22 protein-coding genes are annotated in these 22,088 nt (G+C 73.4%); 9 read left to right on the forward strand and 13 right to left on the reverse strand.

Annotation, left to right across the window (positions count from 1 at the left end):
* On the forward strand, window positions 1–138 hold a 138-nt coding region (locus AB0411_RS32585), incomplete at its 5' end, for an ATP-binding protein (RefSeq protein ID WP_366420958.1).
* A gap of 38 nt (window positions 139–176) precedes the next feature.
* On the opposite strand, the gene AB0411_RS32590 is transcribed toward AB0411_RS32585, so the two are convergent.
* Together AB0411_RS32590 and AB0411_RS32595 are read right to left on the reverse strand one after the other, a co-directional pair.
* Window positions 177–1,583 carry a nitrilase-related carbon-nitrogen hydrolase gene (locus tag AB0411_RS32590; RefSeq protein WP_366420883.1) on the reverse strand — a complete coding sequence of 469 codons (1,407 nt, stop codon included), beginning with the start codon at window positions 1,581–1,583 and terminating at the stop codon, window positions 177–179.
* 153 nt (window positions 1,584–1,736) lie between these two features.
* The gene (locus AB0411_RS32595; RefSeq protein WP_366420884.1) at window positions 1,737–2,207 is read right to left on the reverse strand and encodes a MarR family winged helix-turn-helix transcriptional regulator; all 471 of its coding nucleotides are present in this window, start codon (window positions 2,205–2,207) and stop codon (window positions 1,737–1,739) included.
* 52 nt (window positions 2,208–2,259) lie between these two features.
* On the opposite strand from AB0411_RS32595, the gene AB0411_RS32600 reads away from it, so the two are divergent.
* A complete protein-coding gene (locus AB0411_RS32600) occupies window positions 2,260–2,928 on the forward strand; it encodes a TIGR03086 family metal-binding protein (protein WP_366420885.1) in 669 nt (222 codons plus the stop codon).
* Window positions 2,929–3,288: 360 nt separating this feature from the next.
* On the opposite strand, the gene AB0411_RS32605 is transcribed toward AB0411_RS32600, so the two are convergent.
* Window positions 3,289–4,599, reverse strand: a complete 1,311-nt coding sequence (locus tag AB0411_RS32605; protein WP_366420886.1) for a pyroglutamyl peptidase — start codon at window positions 4,597–4,599, stop codon at window positions 3,289–3,291.
* 164 nt (window positions 4,600–4,763) lie between these two features.
* Here AB0411_RS32605 and AB0411_RS32610 point away from each other — a divergent pair, with 164 nt between their 5' ends.
* A complete protein-coding gene (locus AB0411_RS32610) occupies window positions 4,764–5,636 on the forward strand; it encodes an LppU/SCO3897 family protein (protein ID WP_366420887.1) in 873 nt (290 codons plus the stop codon).
* Window positions 5,637–5,650: 14 nt separating this feature from the next.
* On the opposite strand, the gene AB0411_RS32615 is transcribed toward AB0411_RS32610, so the two are convergent.
* Window positions 5,651–6,331, reverse strand: coding sequence for a TetR/AcrR family transcriptional regulator (locus tag AB0411_RS32615; protein ID WP_366420888.1), 681 nt, complete (start codon window positions 6,329–6,331; stop codon window positions 5,651–5,653).
* Window positions 6,332–6,472: 141 nt separating this feature from the next.
* On the opposite strand from AB0411_RS32615, the gene AB0411_RS32620 reads away from it, so the two are divergent.
* Window positions 6,473–9,016: a beta-glucosidase gene (locus AB0411_RS32620; protein ID WP_366420889.1), complete on the forward strand. Its 2,544-nt coding sequence runs from the start codon at window positions 6,473–6,475 to the stop codon at window positions 9,014–9,016.
* Window positions 9,017–9,066: 50 nt separating this feature from the next.
* Here AB0411_RS32620 and AB0411_RS32625 read toward each other — a convergent pair whose 3' ends face one another.
* The 3 genes from AB0411_RS32625 to AB0411_RS32635 all read right to left on the reverse strand — a co-directional run bounded on the left by AB0411_RS32625 (window position 9,067) and on the right by AB0411_RS32635 (window position 11,944).
* Window positions 9,067–9,768 (reverse strand): DUF4097 family beta strand repeat-containing protein, encoded by a 702-nt coding sequence (locus AB0411_RS32625; protein ID WP_366420890.1) that lies wholly within the window; start codon window positions 9,766–9,768, stop codon window positions 9,067–9,069.
* 121 nt (window positions 9,769–9,889) lie between these two features.
* Window positions 9,890–10,936 (reverse strand): aldose epimerase family protein, encoded by a 1,047-nt coding sequence (locus tag AB0411_RS32630; protein ID WP_366420891.1) that lies wholly within the window; start codon window positions 10,934–10,936, stop codon window positions 9,890–9,892.
* Window positions 10,937–11,044: 108 nt separating this feature from the next.
* A complete protein-coding gene (locus AB0411_RS32635; RefSeq protein WP_366420892.1) occupies window positions 11,045–11,944 on the reverse strand; it encodes an SGNH/GDSL hydrolase family protein in 900 nt (299 codons plus the stop codon).
* A 322-nt stretch (window positions 11,945–12,266) separates the two neighbouring features.
* Here AB0411_RS32635 and AB0411_RS32640 point away from each other — a divergent pair, with 322 nt between their 5' ends.
* Window positions 12,267–12,761, forward strand: coding sequence for a DUF3145 domain-containing protein (locus tag AB0411_RS32640; protein ID WP_366420893.1), 495 nt, complete (start codon window positions 12,267–12,269; stop codon window positions 12,759–12,761).
* 69 nt (window positions 12,762–12,830) lie between these two features.
* Window positions 12,831–13,721 (forward strand): NAD(P)-dependent oxidoreductase, encoded by an 891-nt coding sequence (locus AB0411_RS32645; RefSeq protein WP_366420894.1) that lies wholly within the window; start codon window positions 12,831–12,833, stop codon window positions 13,719–13,721.
* 58 nt (window positions 13,722–13,779) lie between these two features.
* On the opposite strand, the gene fabF is transcribed toward AB0411_RS32645, so the two are convergent.
* The 5 genes from fabF to AB0411_RS32670 all read right to left on the reverse strand — a co-directional run bounded on the left by fabF (window position 13,780) and on the right by AB0411_RS32670 (window position 18,758).
* Window positions 13,780–15,042 (reverse strand): beta-ketoacyl-ACP synthase II, encoded by a 1,263-nt coding sequence (gene fabF, locus AB0411_RS32650; RefSeq protein WP_366420895.1) that lies wholly within the window; start codon window positions 15,040–15,042, stop codon window positions 13,780–13,782.
* A gap of 77 nt (window positions 15,043–15,119) precedes the next feature.
* Window positions 15,120–15,368: an acyl carrier protein gene (locus tag AB0411_RS32655; protein WP_006605825.1), complete on the reverse strand. Its 249-nt coding sequence runs from the start codon at window positions 15,366–15,368 to the stop codon at window positions 15,120–15,122.
* 105 nt (window positions 15,369–15,473) lie between these two features.
* Window positions 15,474–16,520: a ketoacyl-ACP synthase III gene (locus AB0411_RS32660; RefSeq protein WP_366420896.1), complete on the reverse strand. Its 1,047-nt coding sequence runs from the start codon at window positions 16,518–16,520 to the stop codon at window positions 15,474–15,476.
* A gap of 13 nt (window positions 16,521–16,533) precedes the next feature.
* Complete coding sequence (locus tag AB0411_RS32665; protein ID WP_366420897.1) at window positions 16,534–17,484, reverse strand: ACP S-malonyltransferase; 951 nt, start codon at window positions 17,482–17,484, stop codon at window positions 16,534–16,536.
* 89 nt (window positions 17,485–17,573) lie between these two features.
* On the reverse strand, window positions 17,574–18,758 hold the full coding sequence (locus AB0411_RS32670; RefSeq protein WP_366420898.1) for a PucR family transcriptional regulator: 1,185 nt from the start codon (window positions 18,756–18,758) through the stop codon (window positions 17,574–17,576).
* 57 nt (window positions 18,759–18,815) lie between these two features.
* Between AB0411_RS32670 and AB0411_RS32675 the strand changes: the two genes are divergently transcribed.
* Entirely contained in the window at window positions 18,816–19,487 is a 672-nt protein-coding gene (locus AB0411_RS32675) for a pirin family protein (RefSeq protein ID WP_366420899.1), read from the forward strand.
* 69 nt (window positions 19,488–19,556) lie between these two features.
* Here the strand turns inward: AB0411_RS32675 and AB0411_RS32680 are convergent, their stop codons facing one another.
* Entirely contained in the window at window positions 19,557–20,378 is an 822-nt protein-coding gene (locus AB0411_RS32680) for a serine hydrolase domain-containing protein (RefSeq protein WP_366420900.1), read from the reverse strand.
* A 212-nt stretch (window positions 20,379–20,590) separates the two neighbouring features.
* Here AB0411_RS32680 and AB0411_RS32685 point away from each other — a divergent pair, with 212 nt between their 5' ends.
* Together AB0411_RS32685 and AB0411_RS32690 are read left to right on the forward strand one after the other, a co-directional pair.
* Entirely contained in the window at window positions 20,591–21,049 is a 459-nt protein-coding gene (locus tag AB0411_RS32685) for a MerR family transcriptional regulator (RefSeq protein WP_366420959.1), read from the forward strand.
* Window positions 21,050–21,055: 6 nt separating this feature from the next.
* Window positions 21,056–22,081 carry an aldo/keto reductase gene (locus AB0411_RS32690; protein ID WP_366420901.1) on the forward strand — a complete coding sequence of 342 codons (1,026 nt, stop codon included), beginning with the start codon at window positions 21,056–21,058 and terminating at the stop codon, window positions 22,079–22,081.
* Window positions 22,082–22,088: the final 7 nt, after the last annotated feature.

Here is a 22,088-nt window from a genome sequence, read left to right on the forward strand (position 1 = left end):
GAGCGGACCGGCAGTGACAAGGGTGTGGGGCTGGGGTTGTCGATCGTGCGGTCGGTGGTGCGGGCGCATGACGGCACGATCACGGCGGTGCCCCGTGAGGGCGGCGGCCTCGACATGCGGGTCGTCCTGCCGCTCTGACGCAGGCCACAGGGCCGTTGTGCGCCCGGCGTCCGGCCTCATCGCCCGTCCCACTCCCGCGGCCCGTACAACGCGTGGTCCGCGCCGGTGGCCAGCGCCCAGTAGCGGTCGCCGTAGGACCAGTGCCACCACTCGGTCGGGTAGTTGACCAGCCCCGCGGAGTGCAGCGCGGAGTTCAGCACCCGCCGGTTGGCGCGGGCGGCGGGCGTCAGACCCGGCGCGGCCGTGTAGCAGGCGCCGTCGCTCTCCTCCGGGGACGCATCGATCGGTGTCCCCATGTCGACCTCCTCGCCCTCCGCGGTGACGAGGGTGAGATCCACCGCGCCGCCCGCGCTGTGCGGGGCGATCGCGGGCGGCGACACATAGCGGCTGGCGGCCCGGTGGATCCGCCCCGCCTCCCAGTCGGGGTGCGCGGCGCGCAGTTCGTCCGCGTACCCCTCGAAGTAACGGCGCTGCAGTTCCGGCGGCCGGTAGCCCTCGACGATCTGGAGCCGCAGCCCGTCCGGCAGTACCTCCTGCGCCGCGAGCAGCCGCTGCAGCACCCCCGCGCGCAGCCGCGCGAAGGCGCCCCGCGGGTCCTCGCAGGCCGCGGCCACCAGCAGTGCGGGCGCCGCGGTCCGCACGTCCAGCAGCGGTTCGCCGCACTCCCGCACGGGCATCGCCGCCACCGCCGGGTCCCCCATCAGCGTGATCCGGTCGCGGACATCGCTCAGCACCAGCTCCGCACCGTCGCCGGGCACCGCCCCGGTCCACTCGGCAGCCGCCGCCACCCGCTCGCCGGACGGCAGCCAGGCGCCGCTGAGACCGCACCCCGAAGCAGAGCGTCCGGTCCCCGTGCCATTGGCGAGCAGCACCTGCAGTCCGTGTGCGCGCGCCAGGTGCCCGTACTGCGCTACCCGCTGCGCCGAGTCGTGGAAGGAGCTGGCGAGGTACACCCGGCACCCGTCCGCCGCGGCCCGCGCCGGCACCTCGGGGAAGCTGTTGTCGAAGCAGGTCGCGAGCGCGAACCGGATCCCGCCCAGGGTGAAGCGGCCGTCGGCGGAGCCCGGCGCGAAGAGGGCGCTCTCGCCCTCTCCTCCGTCCCCGAACAGATGGGTCTTGTCGTAACGGGTGAGCAGGGCGCCGTCCGGTCCGAAGACGAACGAGGAGATCGTCGGGCGGCCCCCGCCGGCGGCACCGCGGCCCGCCGCGTTCACCACCGCCGCGACCCCCGTCTCCCGGCACGCCTCGCGTACGGGGGCCAGCCGGGCGTCGTCCTCCGTGACCGTCAGGCCCGTCGGGTCGGCGGCTATCAGGTCCAGGTCGTAGTGCGTCAGCGCCAGTTCGGAGAAGACCACCAGCCCCGCCCCGCGCGTCGCGGCCCCGGTGAGAAGCGTGGCCATCCGCGCGGCATTGGCCTCGATATCGCCCGGTACCGGAAGGAACTGTGCGGCAGCAATGATCATTCACCCATGATGCCCGGAGGTGTCCGGCGCCGGCTCGGACGAGGACGTCAACGAGCCAGGACGTCAGCAAGCCGGCACGTCAACACGCCAGGGCCCCAAGGGGGCAGGAGGCCGGGGAGCCGGCGCAAGGCACCGCGACGCCGACGCGCCGCGTCACCGCCGCAGTTCCGGCAGTGCGGACAAGGCCCGCAGTCCCTTGAGGAAGCCGGCGCGGTCGGCGGCCGGCAGGTGGGCGAGCAGCCGCTCCTCGCCCTGCTGGATCGCGGTCTGCGTGGCGTCCCGCAGCCGCCGGCCCTCGGCGGTGAGCGACAGCAGGCGCACACGCCGGTCCTCGGGGTCCGGCCGGCGGCGGATCAGCTTCCTCGACTCCAGGTCGTCGAGGACGGCGATGATGCGGGTCTTGTCCGCCCGGATGGCCTCGGCCAGTGCCGCTTGGGTGCGGATCGGTGTCTCGTCGAGGTGCAGCAGCACCGAGTACGCCCACATCGTCAGACCGTGCGCGTCGAGGACCGGCTGCTCGGCCGCCATGAGCGCACGCCCCAGGGGCACGATCATCGCCGCCAGATCGGGACGGGCCGGCCGCCCTCGGGATGTGGTGCCGCTGTCGGCTGCGTTCTCGGCCATGGTCAAGAAAATACCTGTTGACACATCATGTGCTCGCGTAGATCGTAAGCGCATGCCTACGAATACGGAGAGCGAGAGCACGCCCCCACCGTCCGCGGACTTCGCACGGCTCCGGCGCCTCCATGCCCGCGCGGTCCGGGACAGCGTGACGCCGGTGCGCCGGATGACCCCCGACGATCTGCTCAGACCAACCCCCTGCGCGGCGTGGACGCTGGCCGATCTGCTCGCCCATATGACGGCCCAGCACCATGGGTTCGCGGCGGCGGCGCTCGGGCGCGGACAGGATCTGTCGCACTGGACGGTCGGGCCGCTCGGCGCGGACCCCGTCGCGCAGTACCGCGCCGCGGCCGAACACGTCATCGCCGCCTTCGCGACCGTGGACCGCCCCGACCGCCGGCTGGCCCTCCCCGAGTTCAGCCGCACGCGGACCTTTCCCGCCGCCCGCGCCATCGGCTTCCACCTCATCGACTACCTGGTGCACGGCTGGGACGTCGCCCGCACCCTGGGCCGCCCGTACGCACCCGCCCCCGAACTCCTCCGGGTCGCCCTGCCGATCGCCCGCGCCGTCCCGGACGACGACTCCCGCCTGGCCCCGGACAGCGCCTTCCGACCGGGACTGTCCGCGGACCACCACGCGGGCACCCTGGAGCAGATCCTCGCCGTCCTCGGCCGGTCACCGGACTGGCGGCCCCCTTCGGCGCCAGGTGTGATCGGCGCCTAGGGGTGGGGCCGTCCCGCCGCGAGGACACCCTCGCGGAGGCGTCGGCCGCGGCCCGGCGCGCGCCCCCGGGCCGGCGGGGTCAGGGAACCGGCGGCAGCGGCGTCCCGGCGGCGGGGGAGCGGGGGAGGGCCATGTGCCGTCGGGCCGCTGCCGGACCGTGGCCGCACCCGGGCGGCTCTGCACTGCCGTACGGCACGGCAAGCGAAGGCCATCCGGCGGCCCGGGCCTGCCGTTCGGCGCTGCGACGCGCCGGCGAACGTGCCCGCTGCCTGCCCTGGGCCTTGGGCAGGTCCGGTTCGCCGGCCCGAAGGCGGCGAGCAGGTCGCCGCCTTCGGGGCAGCGACGTCCGACGGGAGTGCTCTAGCCCCGGCCGTCCCTGGCCGCCGCGGTCTCCGAGGCCGCCGCCGTCTCCGAGGCCGCCACCGTCAGGATCGTCCGTACCTGCTCGGTGATCGTGACCCGGTGGTGCACGAAGTCCGGGTCGGTGATCCGGCCGTGTGCCGGGTCGGTGTTGCCGGGGCCGAACTCCAGTACCGGGGTGTGGAGATGGCCGCCCGGGAGGGCCGGGCGCACCGCGTCCCTCAGCAGGGTCGCGCGGTAGGCGATCTCGTTGGACAGGTAGTCGCCGCCGCCCCCGGCGCGGGCCGTCGATCCCGGAGTGGGGCCGTCGGGGCGGTCGATCGGGCCGGTGCCGCCCGCCGGGATCTCCGTGACCTCGGTGTGGTCGACGACGGGGAAGGGGCCGGCCCCGGCCGCCACGATCCGGGCGTACGGCAGGCTGGTCGTCGTCCACTGCGGCTGCGGCCGCACGGTCGGCACCCCGGCCGGAATCGGCACGGTCTCCGTGCGGGACTCCCGCGCATTGTCCGGATAGCCGCCCCGCCAGGCCCCGTTGGTCCGCTCGACATCGAACCGGCCGGGCCGGCCCTGGCTGATCGTCGTGAACAGGTCGGCCTGCCGCGGGCCGGGCCGGAAGTGCGGCAGCAGGGTGCGCTCCACGGTGCCGTCGGCGAAATCGGCCCACCGTACGGGGAAGACCGCGGTCTCGATCCGGGCCGGCTGCCCCGAGGCGGTGCGCACCGTCGTCCCGTCCAGCGCGAGGGCCGCCGCCCCCGACGGGTTGCTGCGCCGCGGATCGGCGTCCAGCTGGAACGGGTCGAACCCGGTCACCACGATCCGCAGGACGCCTTTGTCCGCGGGCAGTTCGACCGACTCCTGGCCGCGCGAGCCGCGCTCCAGCGACCCGAGGAGGGCGCCGCGCTCGGACTCCGTCAGCCCGAAGGCCGGCTGCCACTGCCGTAGTTGCCTGGTCATTCCCAATCGCGCCCAGTACAGCGGCCGGTCGTCGTCCCGGCTCAGGTCACCGCCGTCGGGCCCGCGTCCCTGCGCCCGGTCCACGGCCCGCCGCCACAGCGCCCGCCCCTGCTCCGCGACATGGCGCCGGGCCTCCCCGTAGCTGGTCACCCGCGCCAGCCCGCGCCCGAACTCCCGCTCCGCCGCGTCGAATCCACTGCGCCGCAGGATCTCCTGCGGCGCGGCCTGCGTCAGGCGCCCCTCCTCCACCGTCACATCCGCCGGGGCGGCCGCGGCGGACGGCGCCGTCAGGGACAGCGGGGCGACGGCCAGCAGCGCGGCGCCGAGCGCGCCCATCCTGGTACGTATGCGTCTCATGGGGGCGAGTAAAGCGGTGCGCGCGGCGGGGCGGTAGGGGTCCTCGAACGTGCCCCGGGCCCTGCCCCTCACCCGCCGACCGGCCGCGGATAGGGTTTCTGGTTCGGCCGGGCCCGGTCCGCCACCGCGTCCGGCGATTTCCACGAGACTCAGGGGGACTCTCCGTGGCCACCCCGCCACCGCCGCACGGCCCGTACCCGCATGCCCACCCGCCCGCAGGGCCCTACCCGGCGGGGCCCTACGCGCAGCAGCCCGCCGGTGCCGCCCCGCACCAGCCGCCCGGTGCCCACCCGTACCCGCCCGCCAGCCCGTACGCCCCACCGCCGGGATACCCGGCCCCGGCTCAACACCCGTACCCGTACGCCCAGCAGCACCCGCAGCAGCACCCGCACCCGCAGCCGTTCGCCGGTGGCCCGGGCTGCCAGTTCTGCGGTGCGCAGCCGGCCGTGCAGGCCACCGTGCGCGGGCACCAGGGCCTGCTCCTCCTGATGCGGTTCCTCAGCCGCGGCGGCGTGTTCTGCCGCTCCTGCGGGCTGGCCACCTACCGTGAGATGTCCGCGAAGACGCTGTGGCAGGGCTGGTGGAGCCCGCTGTCCGTGGCGATCACCCCGCTCACCCTGTTGATGAACCTCGGCCCCCGGGGCCGCTTCCGCAAACTGGCCGCCCCCGTGGGCGGCTTCCGGCCCCCGCTCGATCCGGGCAAGTCCCTGCTGCGCCGGCCGGAGGCGTTGCTGTTCCTGCTGCCCATGGCCCTCGTGGTGGTGGCGATCCCGGCCCTGGTCGTATTCGGCGCGTTCGTCGACGGGACCGGTATCGGGAAGGCGCCCACGCTCGCCGTGGGGGACTGTGTACGCAACGAAGGGGACTGGAAGGACGAGGACCTGGAGGTCGTGGACTGCGGTTCGGCCGACGCGGAGTACAAGGTGACCCGCAGGCTCGACACCTCGAAGGACCACTGCGCCGGCGGTGACCTGCTCGCCGGTCCCGAGTACAGCCCGGACAAGGCGACGATTTCCTGTCTTTCCCCCGCCCGGTAGAGGCGCCGGGAGGATCACTCCGCGCCCGGCTCCTCACCGGATCCGGCGCCGCCGCCCTGCCCTTCCGCCCGCCCCAGCAGCGCCAGGAAGTCCCGGAACGCGGCCGGCATGTCGACCTCCTCCGGGTCCAGGAGCCACTGGAGTTGCAGGCCGTCCATCACGGCGGCCAGCAGGGGCGCCGCTCGTTCCGGGGTCAGGCCGCCGGGCAGGGCGTCGCCGCACTCGGCGCGCAGGATCTCGGCCATCGCGGCCCGTACGGCGCGGAAGCGGGCTTCGAAGAAGTCGCGGGCGGGGTGGTCCTCGGTGACGCTGTCGGCGGACAGCACCGTGTAGGTCCGGACGATGCCGGGGCGGGTGGCGTTGTAGTCGACGATCTGGGCGAGGGCGTCGGTGCGCCAGGCGCCGGACGCCGCGACGGACCAGGCCAGGTCCCAGCGGTCGCGCGCCTCCAGCACGCTGACCAGCAACTGCTCCTTCGTCGGGAAGTGGTGCAGCAGCCCCTGCTGGGTCAGGCCGGCGCGCTCGGCGACGGCGGCGAGTGAGGTACGGCGGTAGCCGCGTTCGGCGATGAGCTCCATGGCGGCCTGCAGGATGGCCTCGCGCCGCTCGGCGCTCCGGGCCTCCCGCCCGCCGCCGCTCCGCCGGCCGCCCGCCCCGCCGTCGTGGCGGGATCCGTCCTGGTCTGGTGCAGTCACCGGCCGAGCGTAACCCTCCCGTGGAGATCCCGTACGGCTGGTGTAACGGAAAAGTAACGGCGCCTACCGCCTAGGAGGTGGGGCGGCGAGAATCCCGGAAGGGGGGCCCGCACGACCACTCATGGAGCACCGGAGAACCACATGACCGACGCCCAGCCCCACGACCTCGCCGATGCCGACACCCACCACCGCGCCCCCGGCGGCGTGCACGACTACACCGCGGTGGTGGAGCGGGCGCTCGCCGCACTCGACCTCGACACCAAGGCCCGGCTGCTGTCCGGCCAGGACACCTGGACCCTGCCGGCCGTGCCCGCGATCGGGCTGCGCTCGCTGGTGATGTCGGACGGCCCGGTCGGGGTGCGGGGCCCGGACTGGGACGCCGAGGACCCCTCGGTCGCGCTGCCCAGCCCCACCGCGCTGGCCGCCACCTGGGACCCCGCGCTCGCCCGCAGGGCCGGCCACCTCCTCGCCCAGGAGGCCCGCCGCAAGGGCGTGCACGTCCTCCTCGCGCCGACCGTCAACCTCCACCGCTCGCCCCTGGGCGGCCGCCACTTCGAGTGTTATGCCGAGGACCCGCTGCTCACCGGCGTGATCGGCGCCGGGTATGTGCGCGGTGTGCAGGAGGGCGGCGTCGGTACGACGGTCAAGCACTTCGTCGGCAACGACGCGGAGACCGACCGGTTCACGGTCGACAACCGCATCGCCCCGCGCCCACTGCGCGAGCTCTATCTCGCGCCCTTCGAGCACCTCGTCGAACACGCCCGCCCCTGGGGCGTGATGACCGCCTACAACCGGGTCAACGGCCTGACGATGACCGAACACCGCGCTCTCGTACAGGGCGTGCTCCGCGGCGAATGGGGCTTCGACGGCGTCAATGTCTCCGACTGGACGGCCGCCCGCGACACCGTGCGGGCGCTGCGGGGCGGCTTGGACGTGGCGATGCCCGGGCCCCGTACGGTCTACGGCGCGCCGCTCGCCGAGGTCGTCCGTGCGGGTGAGGTGGCCGAGTCGGAGGTGGACGACGCGGTGCGCAGGGTGCTGCTGCTCGCCGCCCGCACCGGATGCCTGGAAGGAGTGCCCGCCGCGGTCGATCCGGCCGCCGTCCCGCAGGGGATCGACGGCCGGGCGGTGGCCCGCGAGATCGCCCGGCGGGCGTGTGTCCTGCTGCGCAACGAGCCGGTGGACGGCGGACGGCGGGCGCTGCCGGTCGATCCCACGGCCGTCCGCAAGGTCGCCGTCATCGGGGCGGCCGCCCGCGACGCGCGGGTGCTCGGCGGCGGCTCCGCGACCGTCTTCCCCGGCACGGTGACCTCTCCCCTGGAGGGGCTGCGCGCCGCGCTCCCCGACGACGTCGAGGTCGCCTTCGCGGCCGGCGCGGAGCCGCGCACCCGGCTCCCGCACGCCCGCGAGGGCTTCACGCTGCGCGCCCGCTACCTGGCCGCCGACGGACACGTGCTCGCGGAGGAGCCGCAGTCGGACGGCAGGGTGCGGCTGATGGGGCGCTTCCCCGAGGGCGTCACCCGGCAGAACCTGGGCGCCGTCGAGCTGACCGGCAGCTTCACCCCGCGGCACACCGGCGGCCACACCTTCGCGGTCTCCGGCACCGGCGAGCTGCGGCTGACCGTCGGCGGCGCGGTCCTCTTCGACGGCCGGTGCGCGCCCGGGGGCAGCGACCCCTTCGAGGCGTTCCTGCGCCCCGTCGAGCAGAGGGTGACGGCACAGCTGACGGCGGGCGGGAGCGTGGCGGTCAGCCTGCGGTTCGTGCCCGGCGGCCCGGACCTGGGCGACGGCCTCGCCGGGCTGAACTTCGCCCTCGGTCACGGCGAACCGCGGCCCGACGCCGACGCGGAGATCGAGGAGGCGGTCCGCGCCGCGGCCGGCGCCGACGTCGCGGTGGTGGTCGTCGCCACCACCGACGAGGTCGAGTCCGAGGGCTTCGACCGCGCCGACCTGCGACTGCCCGGCCGCCAGGACGAGCTGGTCACCCGGGTCGCCGCCGCCAACCCGCACACGGTCGTGGTCGTCAACTCCGGTTCCCCGGTGGAGCTTCCGTGGCGCACGCGGGTCCCCGCCGTGCTGCTGAGCTGGTTCCCGGGCCAGGAGGCCGGTGCGGCGCTCGCCGACGTCCTGCTCGGTGCCCATGAGCCGGGCGGGCGGCTCCCCACCACCTGGCCGGCCCGGCTCGCCGACGCCCCGGTCACCGACGTCACCCCCGCCGGCGGTCAACTCGCCTACTCCGAAGGGGTGTACATCGGCTACCGCGCCTGGCAGCGGTCCGCCACCGCGCCCGCGTACCCCTTCGGCCACGGGCTCGGCTACACCGACTGGGAGTACGAGTCGCTGGACACCACGCCCGACTCGGTGCGGGTGCGGGTCCGCAACGCGGGGGACCGGCCCGGCCGCGAGGTCGTCCAGATCTACCTGGCGCCCACCGCGGACGCCGCCCCGGACGCTCCGGAGCGCCCGGCCCGCTGGCTGGCCGGCTTCGCCGTCGTCGAGGCCGGTCCGGGGGAGAGCGCCGAGGCCGAGATCCCGCTGCCGGACCGGGCGTTCGCGGTCTGGGACGAGGAGCAGGGCGGAGCGGCGGAGGGCGGCGGCTGGCGCCGGGTCAAGGGCGTCTACCGCGTCGAGGCGGCGCGCAGCGTCGAGGACCGCAGGCTGGCGGCGGAGGTCACCGTCGGCTGACGCGGCCGGGAACGGGGGCGCTCCCGCGCGCGGACGCCCCCGGTGCCCCCTCATGAGCGAACCACCGACACATCACCGCCACTCGATCGCGCCGTCACCTCGTGCGCGGAGTCCTCGTCCGTCGGGACGGAGACCTTGCGGTCGCCGCCGCTGGTCGAGGCGTCCACCGCGTACGAGCCCTTCGGGAGGCGGATGGTGACATCGCCGCCGCTGGTCCGGCCCGACACCTTGTCGGGTGCCGCGGACAGCGCGAGGTCCACGTCTCCGCCGCTGGTCCGCGCCGTCGCCGTGCGGGCCGCGGAGTCCGCGACGCTGATGTCGCCGCCGCTGGTCTCCGCGGTGATCCCGCCCGCTGCGCCGTGAACGGTGATGTCCCCGCCGCTGGTGCGCAGTTCGACCGAGGCGTTGCGCGGCAGCAGGACCCGGTAGCCCACCTCGCACCTGCGCCCCATGCCGCAGTCCTCGGCCTCGAGCGTCAGCCGGCCGTCCTTGACGCTGTGCGCGGGGGTGGGCTTGCTCTCGTTGTACACGTACTTCTCCGTCACCTTGACCGAGCCGCCGGCGTCCACCGGCACGATCTCGATGTCCCCGCCGTGCGTCGTCGCGGAGAGGGCGGTGACCTTGTCGTGCACGGTGTACGTCCGCTGGGCCTCCTTCGACGGGCCGTAGCCCGACAGCGAGCAGCCGGCCGTCAGCGCGGTCAACGCCACGCCGGAGAGCACGAGAAGGGGAACGCGGAGGCGGCGGGCCATGGTGTGGGGTCTCCCGGGGCAGGTGGCGGTCGAAGGACCGGGGATCCGGTCACTGCTCATCGTTGCTTCTCCGCCGCTCCCGCGCGTCGCCGCACAGGATGACCCTGTCCGCCCTGTGCCCTTAAGGGTGTCCCGCACTCCGCGGCCGCACCGAGAACGCGTACACGGTCTCGGACCGGTAGCTCTCGCCGGGCCGCAGCACCGTCGTGGGGTAGTCCGGCCGGTTCGGGGAGTCCGGGAAGTGCTGGGTTTCCAGGGCGAGTCCGGCCGCCCGCCCGTAGGGGACGCCAGAGGTGCCGGTCAGGGTGCCGTCGAGATGTTCCGCGGTGTAGAGCTGCAGGCCGGGCTCGGTGGTGGACAGTTCCAGGAAGCGGCCCGAGCGCGGGTCGTACAGCTCCGCGACCGTACGCGGCGCGGCGCGCACCCCGCCGTCCAGCGCGAAGTTGTGGTCGTAGGCGCCCGCCACCGCGCGTGCCGCCCGGAAGTCGAAGCGGGTACCGGCGACCTCGGCGGGCGCACCGGGCAGCGGGATGCCGGTGTCGTCGACGGGCGTGTACCGGGCGGCGGCCAGCCGCAGTTCATGGCCGGCGGCGCTGCCGCTGCCGTCGCCGCCCAGGTTGAGGTAGGTGTGCTGGGTGAGGTTGACGACGGTCGGCGCGTCGGCCGTCGCGCACGAGACGACGCGCAGCGCGCCGCCGTCGGTGAGCGTGTACGTCACGCGGACGTCCAGGGCGCCCGGAAAGCCCTCCTCGCCGTCCGGGCTGACGCGGTGCAGCTCCACACCGCCGTCGACCTCCCGGGCGTCCCACACCACCCGCGAGAAGCCGCCCGGCCCGCCGTGCAGACTGTGGCGGCCGTCGTTCGGCGTCAGCGTGCGGGCCCGGCCGTCGAGCGTGAAGGACGCCCCGGCGATCCGGTTCGCATAGCGCCCGACCAGCGCGCCGAAGTACGACCCGCCGTGCGCGGCGTACGACGCGAGGTCGGCGAACCCCAGCGCCAGCTGCCCCCGCGTCCCGTCCCGGTCCGGCGCCTCCACCGTCTGGACGATCCCGCCGTACGTGAGGATGCGCACCCGCAGTCCGCCCGGTCCCGACTCCAGGGTCCAGCGGTCGACACCGGTGCCGTCGTCCAGCGTGCCGAAGGGTTCCCTGCTGACCTGCGTCGTCATGCGTGTGAGCCTATGCCCGCCGCCGGTCGTCCGTCGTCCCGGGCCCGCGCGCAGGTGCCGGCGGCGTCGGCACGGTCCCGGCGCGTGCGGATGACGCGGCGGACGGGCCTACGGGCGCGCCCGGGTGACCGTGCGGAACGCCAGCGCCGCCAGCTCCTTCTGGCCGCGGGCGCCCGGGTGGAACCAGTCCCAGGTGCTCAACTCGCGGCCGGAGAAGCGGTAGTCGAAGACCGACTTGTCGAAGCGGCACAGCGGATCCTTGCCGCAGACCTCCGCCAGCGCCGAGTTGTAGGCCACCACCTGCTCGCGCACCGCCGCCCTGCGGTCCTGCGCCGCCTTCGTCAGATCGTCCGGATCGCGCAGCATGGACCCGCAGATGCCCAGCTTCCACACCTGTTTGCCGAGCGGGTTCTTGCGCCCCTCGGACCACAGCCGCAGCAGGTCGGGGACCGCCGCCACATACACCTGGGTGTGCGGCAGGGCCTTGCGCAGACGCTTCATGGACCGTGCGAAGTCGGCGCGGAAGGCGGCCTTCGGCGTCATCGCGCCGACGTCGCGCCGGCAGGCGTCGTTGGCGCCGATCAGGACCGTGACCAGCTCGGGCCTGCGGGCGACGGCGGCGGTGATCTGGTCCGGCAGATCGCGCATCAGCGCACCGGTTCGGGCGAAGTTCCAGCTGTGCGTGGCGGGCCGCTTGACCAGCCGTCGGGCCAGGCTGTCGACCTTGGGGTCGGTGCCGGTGGCCCAGGAGACCTGCGGGCAGTCGGACAGGAGCGTACAGGCGTCGAACCCGACGGTGATGGAGTCGCCGAGCGCCGCGATCGAGCCGGGGTCGGTGTGCCACACGGGCGCCGGCTTGGCGGGCTTGCCGGGGCGGTGACCCGAGCAGCCGTCGGCGCTACAGGCGGTGAGCGTGATGACCAGGGCGGACGCGACGGCGACGGTGCGTGAGGAGCGGGGGCCGAAGCGGATGCGCCGGGGGCGAACAGGCCGATCGATGCGCGTCATCCCCTGTCCCCTCCGGCGTGCGAGTGATATCTCTTCGGGTACCGACGGTACGTCACCCGCTCGACCGGCACCGCGCGGTAGCTTTGCCCCGTGCCTGCCGGGCGGTGACCCAAAGTGGCAAGTGCAGTCGGCACAGACAAATTACATCACGTCATTTCCTGTCCCATTTGCGGCAAATTCCGCCTAATGGTGTTTACTGTAGGTCACCAGCATGCTGGTGCCGAAGTGATCACTGGGGCAGAATGACAACTGTCCCGGCCGCAACCGGAACGGGCACGAGGCCGCTGGGGAAGGCGAACCTCGAACCGCACTGGAGGTCCCGGTGACGACACGTGGAGTTCTGTACGTCCACTCCGCTCCGCGCGCGCTGTGCCCGCACGTCGAATGGGCCGCCGCGGGCGTCCTCGGTGTGCGCGTCAACCTCGACTGGATCCGCCAGCCGGCGTCCCCGGGCACCTGGAGAGCCGAGTTCTCGTGGCAGGGGGAGGCGGGCACGGCCTCCAAGCTGGCCTCCGCGCTGCGCGGCTGGCACCTGCTGCGCTTCGAAGTGACCGCGGAGCCCTGTGCCACCGCCGAGGGCGAGCGCTACAGCTCCACCCCCGACCTGGGCATCTTCCACGCCGTCACGGGCATCCACGGCGACATCCTCATCCCCGAGGACCGGCTGCGCGCCGCCGCCGCCCGCGCCGCGCGCGGCGAGACCGAGCTGGCCGCCGAGGTCGACAAGCTCCTCGGCAAGCCCTGGGACGACGAACTGGAGCCGTTCCGCTACGCGGGTGAGGGCGCCCCGGTCCGCTGGCTCCACCAGGTCGTCTAGGGCGGGGGAGCCGTCCCGACACGCCGCGGCGGTTGCCGTGGAGCGCGCTCCACGGCCTAGCGTGCCGTCATGGCCGACAACAACCTTTCCGACGCCCCGTCAGTAGCGGTGCTCGGCACCGGAATCATGGGTGCCGCGATGGCCCGCAACCTCGCCGCGGCGGGCCTCGACGTCCGCGCCTGGAACCGTACGCGCGCCAGGGCCGAGCCGCTGGCCGCCGACGGCGTCCGGGTCACCGGCACCCCCGCCGAGGCGGTGGAGGGCGCCGAGGTGGTCCTCACGATGCTCCTGGACGGCGAGGCCGTCCTGCACGCGATGCGGCAGGCCGCGGACGCGCTGGCGCCCGGCGCCCTGTGGCTCCAGACCAGCACGGTCGGCATCGAAGCCCTCCCGCAGCTCGCCCGGTTCGCCGACGAGCACGGCCTGCGGTTCGTGGACGCCCCCGTACTGGGCACCAAGGCGCCCGCGGAGAAGGGGGACTTGACGATCCTGGCGGCCGCAGCCCCGGAGGTCAGGGAGCGCGCCGAGCGCGTTTTCGGCATCGTCGGGAGCCGGACCCTGTGGGCGGGCGAGGACGCGGCGGGCGGGGCCGCCAGCCGTCTCAAGCTCGTCGTCAACAACTGGGTGCTGACGGTCATCAACGGTACGGGTGAGTCCCTCGCGCTCGCCGGGGCGCTCGGTGTGGACCCGCGCACCTTCCTCGACGCGGTCGCCGGCGGGGCGCTCGACATGCCGTATCTCCGGCTGAAATCCGAGGTGATCCTGTCCGGGACCTACCCGCCGAGCTTCACGGTGTCCGCGGCCCGCAAGGACGCCCGGCTCATCCTGGAGGCCGCCGCGGACTTCGGCGTACGGATGGATCTGGCGGCGGCGGCAGCGGAGCGCCTGCGCCGGGCCGAGCGGCAGGGCCACGGCGAAAAGGACGCCAGCGCCGCGTACTTCGCCGCCTTCGAGGGCTGAGACACACGAGGGGCCCGCCCGGTGACAGTCACCGGGCGGGCCCCTCGTGTGCCGTGTGTCAGACCGTGCGGAAGGCCAGGACCACGTTGTGGCCGCCGAAGCCGAACGAGTCGTTCAGGGCCGCGATCCGGCCCTCGGGCAGCGCACGCGGCTCGCCGCGCACGATGTCCGCCTGCGCCTCGGGGTCGAGGTTGTCGATGTTGATCGTCGGCGGGGCGACGCGGTTCTTGAGCGCGAGGACCGTGGCCACCGTCTCGATACCGCCGGCGCCGCCGAGGAGGTGACCGGTCATCGACTTGGTGCTGGTGACGGCCATGTGGTCGACGTCGTCGCCGAAGGCCTTGCGCAGCGCCCTCAGCTCACCGACGTCACCGGCCGGCGTCGAGGTCGCGTGCGCGTTGACGTGCACGATCTCGGCGGGCTCGAGGTCGGTGTTGTCGAGGAGGTTCTGCAGCGCCGCCGCGATGCCGTTGCCGGAGGGCTCGGGCTGGGTGATGTGGTGGGCGTCGGAGGAGATGCCCTGGCCGACGGCCTCCGCGTAGATCGTCGCGCCGCGGGCCCTGGCGTGCTCCTCGGACTCCAGGACGATCACGCCCGCGCCCTCGCCGAGCACGAAGCCGTTGCGGTCGACGTCCCAGGGGCGGGAGGCGCCCTGCGGGTCGTCGTTGTTCTTGGACATCGCCATCATGTTGCCGAACGCGACGATCGGCAGCGGGTGGATGGCCGCCTCGGTGCCGCCCGCGACGACGACGTCGGCGCGGCCGGAGCGGATCATCTCGATCGCGTAGCCGATGGCCTCCGCGCCCGACGCGCACGCCGAGACCGGCGTGTGCACACCGGCACGGGCGTTGAACTCGATGCCGACGTTGGCGGACGGCGAGTTGGGCATCAGCATCGGCACGGTGTGCGGGGAGACGCGGCGTACGCCCTTCTCCTTGAGCACGTCGTACTGGTCGAGCAGGGTCGTCACACCGCCGATGCCGGAGGCGATGACGGCGCCGAGCCGGTCGGGGTTGACCGAGGCGTCCTCGCCCGCCTTGGCGGTGAAGCCGGCGTCCTTCCAGGCCTCCTGGGCCGCGACGAGCGCGAACTGCGCCGAGCGGTCCAGCTTGCGGGCCTGCGGGCGCGGCAGGATCTCGGTGGGCTCCACGGCGATCTGGCCGGCGATGCGGACGGGCAGCTCGGCCGCCCAGTCCTGTTCGAGAAGGCCGACACCGGAACGTCCGGCGAGCATGGCCTCCCAGGTCGAAGCGCTGTCGCCACCCAGCGGTGTGGTTGCGCCGATACCGGTGACGACCACGGTGCGATTGGTCGCGTTCACGGGAATTCTTACTCCACGGGTAGAGGGGTCTGAATCGACGGCGCCACCGCGGGGTGGCGACATGCGCGGGAGCTGGATCAGCTCTGGTGCTTGAGGATGTAGTCGGTCGCGTCGCCGACCGTCTTGAGGTTCTTGACGTCGTCGTCCGGGATCTTCACGTCGAAGCGCTCTTCGGCGGCGACGACGACCTCGACCATGGACAGCGAGTCGACGTCCAGGTCGTCGGTGAAGGACTTGTCCACCTGGACGTCCTCGGTGGGGATCCCGGCGATCTCGTTCACGATCTCGGCGAGACCGGCAACGATCTCTTCCTGAGTGGCGGCCATGATGGCGCTCCTTCGGTCATTTTATGGGGAAACTGCGTTACTTGCGGTGAGGATCCGTGCGACGGCCGACACGTCCGGGGACGTACGGCCCTGCGCAGATCTTGCCTAGGGGAGGGTAACGACCGTCGCGGCGTAGACGAGACCCGCCCCGAAGCCGATGACCAGCGCGGTGTCGCCGCTCTTGGCCTGCCCGGTCGCCAACAGCCGCTCCATGGCGAGCGGAATGGAGGCTGCCGAGGTGTTGCCGGTGGTCTCCACGTCGCGGGCGACCGTCACGCTCTCCGGCAGCTTCAGAGTCTTCACCATCGAGTCGATGATCCGCATGTTGGCCTGGTGCGGGATGAAGACGTCCAGGTCGTCCGGGCTGACGCCGGCCGCGTCCAGCGCCTGCTGGGCGACCTTCGCCATCTCGAACACCGCCCACCGGAAGACCGACTGGCCCTCCTGGGTGATGGCGGGGTACCGGATCTCCTCCGGAGCCGGGCGGCCCTCGGGGGCGTCCCCTCCGGGGAGCGGGGTGGGACGGTAGACGTCCCAGCCGAGGGTCTGCTTGATGGTCTCGGACTTGTCGCCCTCCGAGCCCCAGACGGTCGGGCCGATCGCGGGCTCGGTCGCCGGGCCGACGATCACGGCGCCGGCGCCGTCGCCGAAGAGGAAGGCCGTCGCGCGGTCCTCCAGGTCGGTCAGGTCCGAGAGCCGTTCGACGCCGAGGACCAGGACGTACTCCGCCGAGCCCTCGGTCACCAGGCCCTTGGCCAGCGTCAGGCCGTAGCCGAAGCCCGCACAGCCCGCCGAGATGTCGAACGCGGCCGGCTTGCCGGCACCGATGCGGTGCGCGATCTCGGTCGCGATGGCCGGGGTCTGCTTGAAGTGCGAAACGGTGGAGACGATCACGGCGCCGATCTGCTCGGGCGTGATGCCCGCGTCGGCGATGGCCTTGCCCGACGCCTCGACCGACATCGTCGCGACGGTCTCCTCGGGGCTCGCCCAGTGGCGGGTCGCGATGCCGGACCGCGAGCGGATCCACTCGTCGGACGAGTCGATGTGCTTGAGGATCTCCTCGTTGGGCACGACACGGGTCGGGCGGTAGCCGCCCACACCCATGATCCGTGCGTACGGGGCGCCCTTGGAGGGCTTGATCTTCGAGGTCATGCGCTTCGGACTCCTATTCGGCCGGTGCAGCGTTGTCGGCGTGTCCGGCGATCAGCGTGCGGGCCGCGTCGAGGTCGTCGGGCGTCTTGAGGGCGAGGGTCCGCACGCCGGGCAGGGCGCGCTTGGCCAGGCCGGTGAGCGTGCCACCGGGAGCCGCCTCGATGAGCGCGGTGACACCGAGCTCCTTGAAGGTCTCCATGCACAGGTCCCAGCGCACGGGGTTGGCCACCTGGCCGACCAGCCGCTGCACCAGTTCCTGGCCGGAGGAGACCGGCCGGCCGTCCTTGTTGGAGACGTAGCGCGTGTGCGGATCGGCGACCGACAGCTGGGTGGTCGCCGATTCCAGGGCCGAGACAGCGGGTGCCATGTGGTGAGTATGGAACGCGCCGGCCACCTTCAGCGGTACGACCCGGCGAGTGCCCTCCGGCTTGTTCTCGACCAGAGCGGCAATCTGCTCGGCGGTGCCGGCGGCGACGATCTGGCCTGCGCCGTTCACATTGGCCGGGGTCAGGCCCAACTGCTCCAGATGCGGGATGACGACGGCCTCGTCACCACCCAGGAGGGCGGCCATTCCGGTCTCGGTGACCGCGGCGGCCTCGGCCATCGCCAGGCCGCGCCGGCGCACCAGCTTCATCGCGGCCTCGTCGGAGACCGTGCCGGCCAGCGCGGCGGCGGCCAGTTCACCGACGCTGTGGCCGGCTGTCGCGCCGACCTGCGCGGCGACGTCGTCGGCCGCGGGGAACAGCTGCCGGGCGGAGATGAGGGCGGAGGCCACCAGCAGCGGCTGCGCCACCGCCGTGTCGCGGATCTCCTCCTCGTCCGCCTTGGTGCCGTAGTGGACCAGGTCCAGGTCGATGGCGTCCGACCAGGCACGGAGCCGGTCCTCGACACCGGGGAGGTCGAGCCAGGGGGTCAGGAAGCCGGGCGTCTGAGCGCCTTGGCCGGGAGCGACGAGTACGAGCACCCTCACACTCTCTCTTGTGGGTGGTTCCGGCCGCCCGTGGGGACAGGGACCAAGAACCATCGGGGGAATTGTTGGTGTCCGACAAAAGTCTAGGGTTGTGCCTCACCGTCAGCCAGACGCCCCAGAATCAACGCGATACGGAGGGTGAACGCCGAGCGCACGTCGGAGGGTGACCAGCCGGTGACGTCGGTCACACGTCGGAGCCGATAGCGCACGGTGTTGGGGTGCACGAAGAGCATCCGGGCGGCACCCTCCAGGCTGCTCGCCTGTTCCAGGTAAACGCTCAGCGTCTCCAGAAGTGCCGATCCCGCTTCCTCCAGCGGTCTGTAGATCTCCTCCACCAGCTGCTCGCGGGCGACCGGGTCCGAGGCCATCGCGCGCTCCGGCAGGAGATCGTCGGCGAGTACCGGCCGCGGCGCGTCGGGCCAGGCGGCACACGCCCGCAGACCGGCCGCGGCGGCCTGCGCCGAGCGGGTCGCGGCCAGCAGGTCGGAGACCACCGGGCCGGCCACCACGGCACCGGCGGCATACGGCCCGATCAGCGCCTTCGCGGCCTTCAGCGGATTGTCCGAGCCGCCCGCGATCACCACCAGGCGGGAGCCCAGCACCCCGGTCAGCACCTGGAGCTTGGCGTGCCGGGCGGCCCGCCGGATCGCCTCCACGGTCAGTTCGCTGTCCCCGTCCGGGGCGGTGCCCAGCACCACGCACACATGCTCGGGGGAGTTCCAGCCCAGCGCCGCGGCGCGGGAGACCGCGCCCTCGTCCGCCTCGCCCGACAGCACCGCGTTGACCACCAGCGACTCCAGCCGGGCGTCCCACGCGCCACGGGCCTCGGCGGCCTGGGCGTAGACCTGGGCGGTGGCGAAGGCGATCTCCCGGGCGTAGACCAGCAGCGCCTCGCGCAGCACGGACTCGTCGCCCGGGGCCGCGACCTCGTCGATCGCGGTCTCCATGACCTCGATCGTGGTGCGGACCATCTCCACGGTCTGTCGCAGGGTGATCGCCCGGGTCAGCTCGCGCGGCGCCGTGCCGAAGACGTCGGTGCTGATCGCCTGCGGGGTCTCCGGGTGCCGGAACCACTCGGTGAACGCGGCGATACCGGCCTGTGCCACCAGGCCGATCCAGGAGCGGTTCTCCGGGGGCATCGCGCGGTACCACGGCAAGGTGGCGTCCATGCGGGCGATGGCCGCGGCCGCCAGTTTGCCGGAGGAGTTCTCCAGGCGCCGGAGGGTGGCGGAGTGCGGGTGCGCGTCGCGCGATGCGGGTTCAGACACGGGACAAGCCTGCACTATCGGGGCGGGAGGGTGCGGGGGCGGGGCTACGGTGGGCCCATGATTCAGGTGCGGAGAGGCCATGAACGGTATCCGGGCGGGGACGCGGAGGCCGGGATCGCGTCGCTGCACGCGTTCTCCTTCGGGCCCCACTTCGACCCGGACAATCTGCGCTTCGGCGCGCTGATCGCCTGCAACGAGGAGCGCTTGGCGGCCGGCGCCGGATTCGACGAGCACCCGCACCGCGACACGGAGATCGTGACCTGGGTGGTCGAGGGCGAGCTCACCCACCGCGACTCGGCCGGCCACGAGACCACGGTGCGCCCCGGTGATCTCCAGCGGCTCAGCTCGGCCGGCGGCGTACGGCATGTGGAGCGCAACGACGGCACGGGACCACTGCGCTTCGTCCAGATGTGGCTGGCGCCGCTCGCGTTCGGCGGCGAGCCGTCGTACGAGGTGGTGCGCGGCATCGCCGACGGCACCCCGTACGCGGTCGCCCGGGCCGGGGCGCTGCTGCATCTGCGCCGCCTCGCCGAGGGCGAGCGCACCGCGGTCCCGGACGCCGCCCGCGCGTATGTGCATGTGGTGCGCGGCGCCGTACGGCTCGGCGAGGAGCGCCTGGAGGCCGGTGACGAGGCGCGGATCAGCGACGGGGCGGGGCTGGAGCTGCGGGGGCTGACCGCGTCGGAGTGCCTGGTGTGGGAGATGGGGGCGGAGCCGGCGTACGGGTGAGACCGGCACGCGGCCCGGGGGCGCGGCGGCTTCCCGCGCCGGGCGCGCCGTCCGGGCCGTGCCGCGCCGTCAGGCCGACTGCGCCAGTTCGGCGAGCACCGCGTCGGTCAGCGGCGGCCAGGCCTCGATCGCCCAGGGTCCGAAGGCCCGGTCGGCCAGCGCCACACACGCCGCGCCGGCGTCCGGGTCCACCCACAGGAACGTCCCGGACTGCCCGAAGTGCCCGAAGGTGCGGGGCGAGGACGCGCTGCCCGTCCAGTGCGGCGACTTGCCGTCGCGGATCTCGAAGCCCAGCCCCCAGTCGTTGGGCTTCTGGTGGCCGTAGCCCGGCAGCACACCCGTCAGACCGGGGAACGCCACCTGCGTGGCCTCCGCGAGCGTCTCCGGCGCGAGCAGCCGCGGCGCCTGCAGCTCCGCGGCGAACCGGACCAGGTCGGCGACGGTGGACACGCCGTCCTTGGCGGGCGAGCCGGGCAGCTCCGTCGCGGTCATCCCGAGCGGGGCGAGCACCGCCTCGTGCAGGTACTGCGGGAAGGGGATGTCCGTCGCCTTGGCGAGGTGATCGCCCAGCGCCTCGAAACCGGTGTTGGAGTAGAGCCTGCGGGTGCCGGGCTCGGCCATCGTGCGCTGCTCGTCGAAGGCCAGCCCCGATGTGTGGGCGAGGAGGTGACGGACCGTGGACCCCTCGGGCCCGGCCGGCTCGTCCAGCTCGACGGCGCCCTCCTCGACGGCCAGCAGGGCGGCGTACGCGGCCAGCGGCTTGGTGACCGACGCCAGCGGGAAGCGGTGGTCCTGGGGGCCGTAGGATCCGGCCACCGACCCATCGGCTCGTACGACGGCGGCCGCAGCGGTGGGCACCGGCCAGTTCTCGATCATCCGCAGGCTCTGCATGCCCACGAGCCTAGGCGGTGTCCGGTCCGCCCCCGCCGGGAGGGCCGTGGCTCCTCAAATCCCGGTCAAGTCCGCCCGTGATCCGCTCTTGCTTGGAGTGCACTCGAAGTCTCTAGCGTTGGGCACGTCGAGGACATCCGGCGCGAGAGCCGGGGTACATCCGGCGATACAGGGGAGAACGGGGCATGACGGTCACACAGCGCGAAAAGGATATGAGCCCGGCAGTGGCCGGGAGGCTGCCGACGAGGCCGCGCGGCTGCGGCACCGAACTCGCGCACCCGCGGCCCGCCGGCCGGGACCAGTACACGATCAGCGAGGTGGCGGAGCACACCGGGCTCAGCGCGCACACCCTGCGCTGGTACGAGCGCATCGGCCTGATGCCGCACGTGGACCGCACCCACACCGGGCAGCGGCGCTTCAGCAACCGCGACCTGGACTGGCTGAGCCTGGTGACCAAGCTGCGGCTGACCGGCATGCCGGTCGCGGACATGGTCCGCTACGCCGAGCTGGTGCGGGGCGGGGAGCACACCTTCGCCGAGCGCGAGGACCTGCTGACCGCGCACCGCGAGGACGTACGGCAGCGGATCGCCGAGCTGCAGAGCACGCTGGACGTACTCGACTACAAGATCGACATCTATGCCGACGCCCGACGGGCGTCCGAGAGGTTCTGAGGTCTCATGGGTAGCGACAAGATCGAGACGGTCGGGCTGGGCACCGGCGGGCCGCGGGTCGGGGTGCAGGGCCTCGGCTGCATGGGCATGAGCTTCGCCTACGGCCCGACGGACGCCGACGAGGCGCGGGCCACGCTGGAGCGGGCCCGGGAACTGGGCGTGACGCTCTTCGACACCGCCGACATGTACGGCAGGGGGGAGAACGAGAAGTTCATCGCCCCGTTCATCCAGGCGCACCGCGACGAGGTCGTGGTGGCCACCAAGTTCGCGATCTCCCCCGACCCGGACCACCCGGCCGACCCGACCAAGCGCGTCATCCGCAACGACCGGCCCTACATCCGGCAGGCCGTCGAGGGCAGCCTCGAGCGCCTGGGCGTCGACGAGATCGACCTGTACTACATGCACCGGCGCGACGTGAACGTCCCGATCGAGGAATCGGTCGGCGCGATGGCCGAGCTGGTGGCCGAGGGCAAGGTCAAGCACCTGGGGCTGAGCGAGGTGACCGCCGCCGAGCTGCGCGCGGCGCACGCCGTGCACCCGATCGCGGCCCTGCAGTCCGAGTGGTCGCTGTTCAGCCGGGACATCGAGGACGGTGTGGTGCAGGCCGCGGCCGAGCTCGGGGTCGGCGTCGTCCCGTACTCGCCGCTCGGCCGGGGCTTCCTCACCGGTGCGTTCGTCAGCGCCGACAAGGAGCTGACGGAGGGCGACTTCCGGCGCACGCAGCCCCGCTTCACCGGCGACAACGCCGCCGCCAACGCCGCGCTGCTGGAGCCGGTCCGCACGATCGCCGACGCCCATGGCGCGACGCCGGGCCAGGTCGCGCTGGCCTGGGTGCAGCAGCAGGCCGCGGTCCGCGGGGTCGCCGTCGTGCCGATCCCCGGCACCCGTAAGCGCAGCCGCGTCGAGGAGAACACCTCGGCCACCCGGATCCGGCTGAGCGAGCAGGACCTGGCGCTGCTGGAGCCGATCGCCGGGCAGGTCGCGGGGGCGCGGTACGCGGACATGTCGCACACCTCGCAGGGACGGTCGTAGGGCGCAC

It is taken from the genome of Streptomyces angustmyceticus, assembly GCF_040701845.1.
Lineage (GTDB): Bacteria > Actinomycetota > Actinomycetes > Streptomycetales > Streptomycetaceae > Streptomyces > Streptomyces angustmyceticus_A.

Excerpts from the sequence above, each read along its gene's own strand:
- AB0411_RS32605 (WP_366420886.1), bottom strand. The coding sequence starts at position 4,599 with ATGAGACGCATACGTACCAGGATGGGCGCGCTCGGCGCCGCGCTGCTG.
- AB0411_RS32630 (WP_366420891.1), bottom strand. The coding sequence starts at position 10,936 with ATGACGACGCAGGTCAGCAGGGAACCCTTCGGCACGCTGGACGACGGC.
- AB0411_RS32635 (WP_366420892.1), bottom strand. The coding sequence starts at position 11,944 with ATGACGCGCATCGATCGGCCTGTTCGCCCCCGGCGCATCCGCTTCGGC.
- AB0411_RS32595 (WP_366420884.1), bottom strand. The coding sequence starts at position 2,207 with ATGGCCGAGAACGCAGCCGACAGCGGCACCACATCCCGAGGGCGGCCG.
- AB0411_RS32675 (WP_366420899.1), top strand. The coding sequence starts at position 18,816 with ATGATTCAGGTGCGGAGAGGCCATGAACGGTATCCGGGCGGGGACGCG.
- AB0411_RS32685 (WP_366420959.1), top strand. The coding sequence starts at position 20,591 with ATGAGCCCGGCAGTGGCCGGGAGGCTGCCGACGAGGCCGCGCGGCTGC.
- AB0411_RS32680 (WP_366420900.1), bottom strand. The coding sequence starts at position 20,378 with ATGCAGAGCCTGCGGATGATCGAGAACTGGCCGGTGCCCACCGCTGCG.
- AB0411_RS32625 (WP_366420890.1), bottom strand. The coding sequence starts at position 9,768 with ATGGCCCGCCGCCTCCGCGTTCCCCTTCTCGTGCTCTCCGGCGTGGCG.
- AB0411_RS32600 (WP_366420885.1), top strand. The coding sequence starts at position 2,260 with ATGCCTACGAATACGGAGAGCGAGAGCACGCCCCCACCGTCCGCGGAC.
- AB0411_RS32645 (WP_366420894.1), top strand. The coding sequence starts at position 12,831 with ATGGCCGACAACAACCTTTCCGACGCCCCGTCAGTAGCGGTGCTCGGC.
- AB0411_RS32660 (WP_366420896.1), bottom strand. The coding sequence starts at position 16,520 with ATGACCTCGAAGATCAAGCCCTCCAAGGGCGCCCCGTACGCACGGATC.
- AB0411_RS32690 (WP_366420901.1), top strand. The coding sequence starts at position 21,056 with ATGGGTAGCGACAAGATCGAGACGGTCGGGCTGGGCACCGGCGGGCCG.
- AB0411_RS32620 (WP_366420889.1), top strand. The coding sequence starts at position 6,473 with ATGACCGACGCCCAGCCCCACGACCTCGCCGATGCCGACACCCACCAC.
- AB0411_RS32655 (WP_006605825.1), bottom strand. The coding sequence starts at position 15,368 with ATGGCCGCCACTCAGGAAGAGATCGTTGCCGGTCTCGCCGAGATCGTG.
- AB0411_RS32590 (WP_366420883.1), bottom strand. The coding sequence starts at position 1,583 with ATGATCATTGCTGCCGCACAGTTCCTTCCGGTACCGGGCGATATCGAG.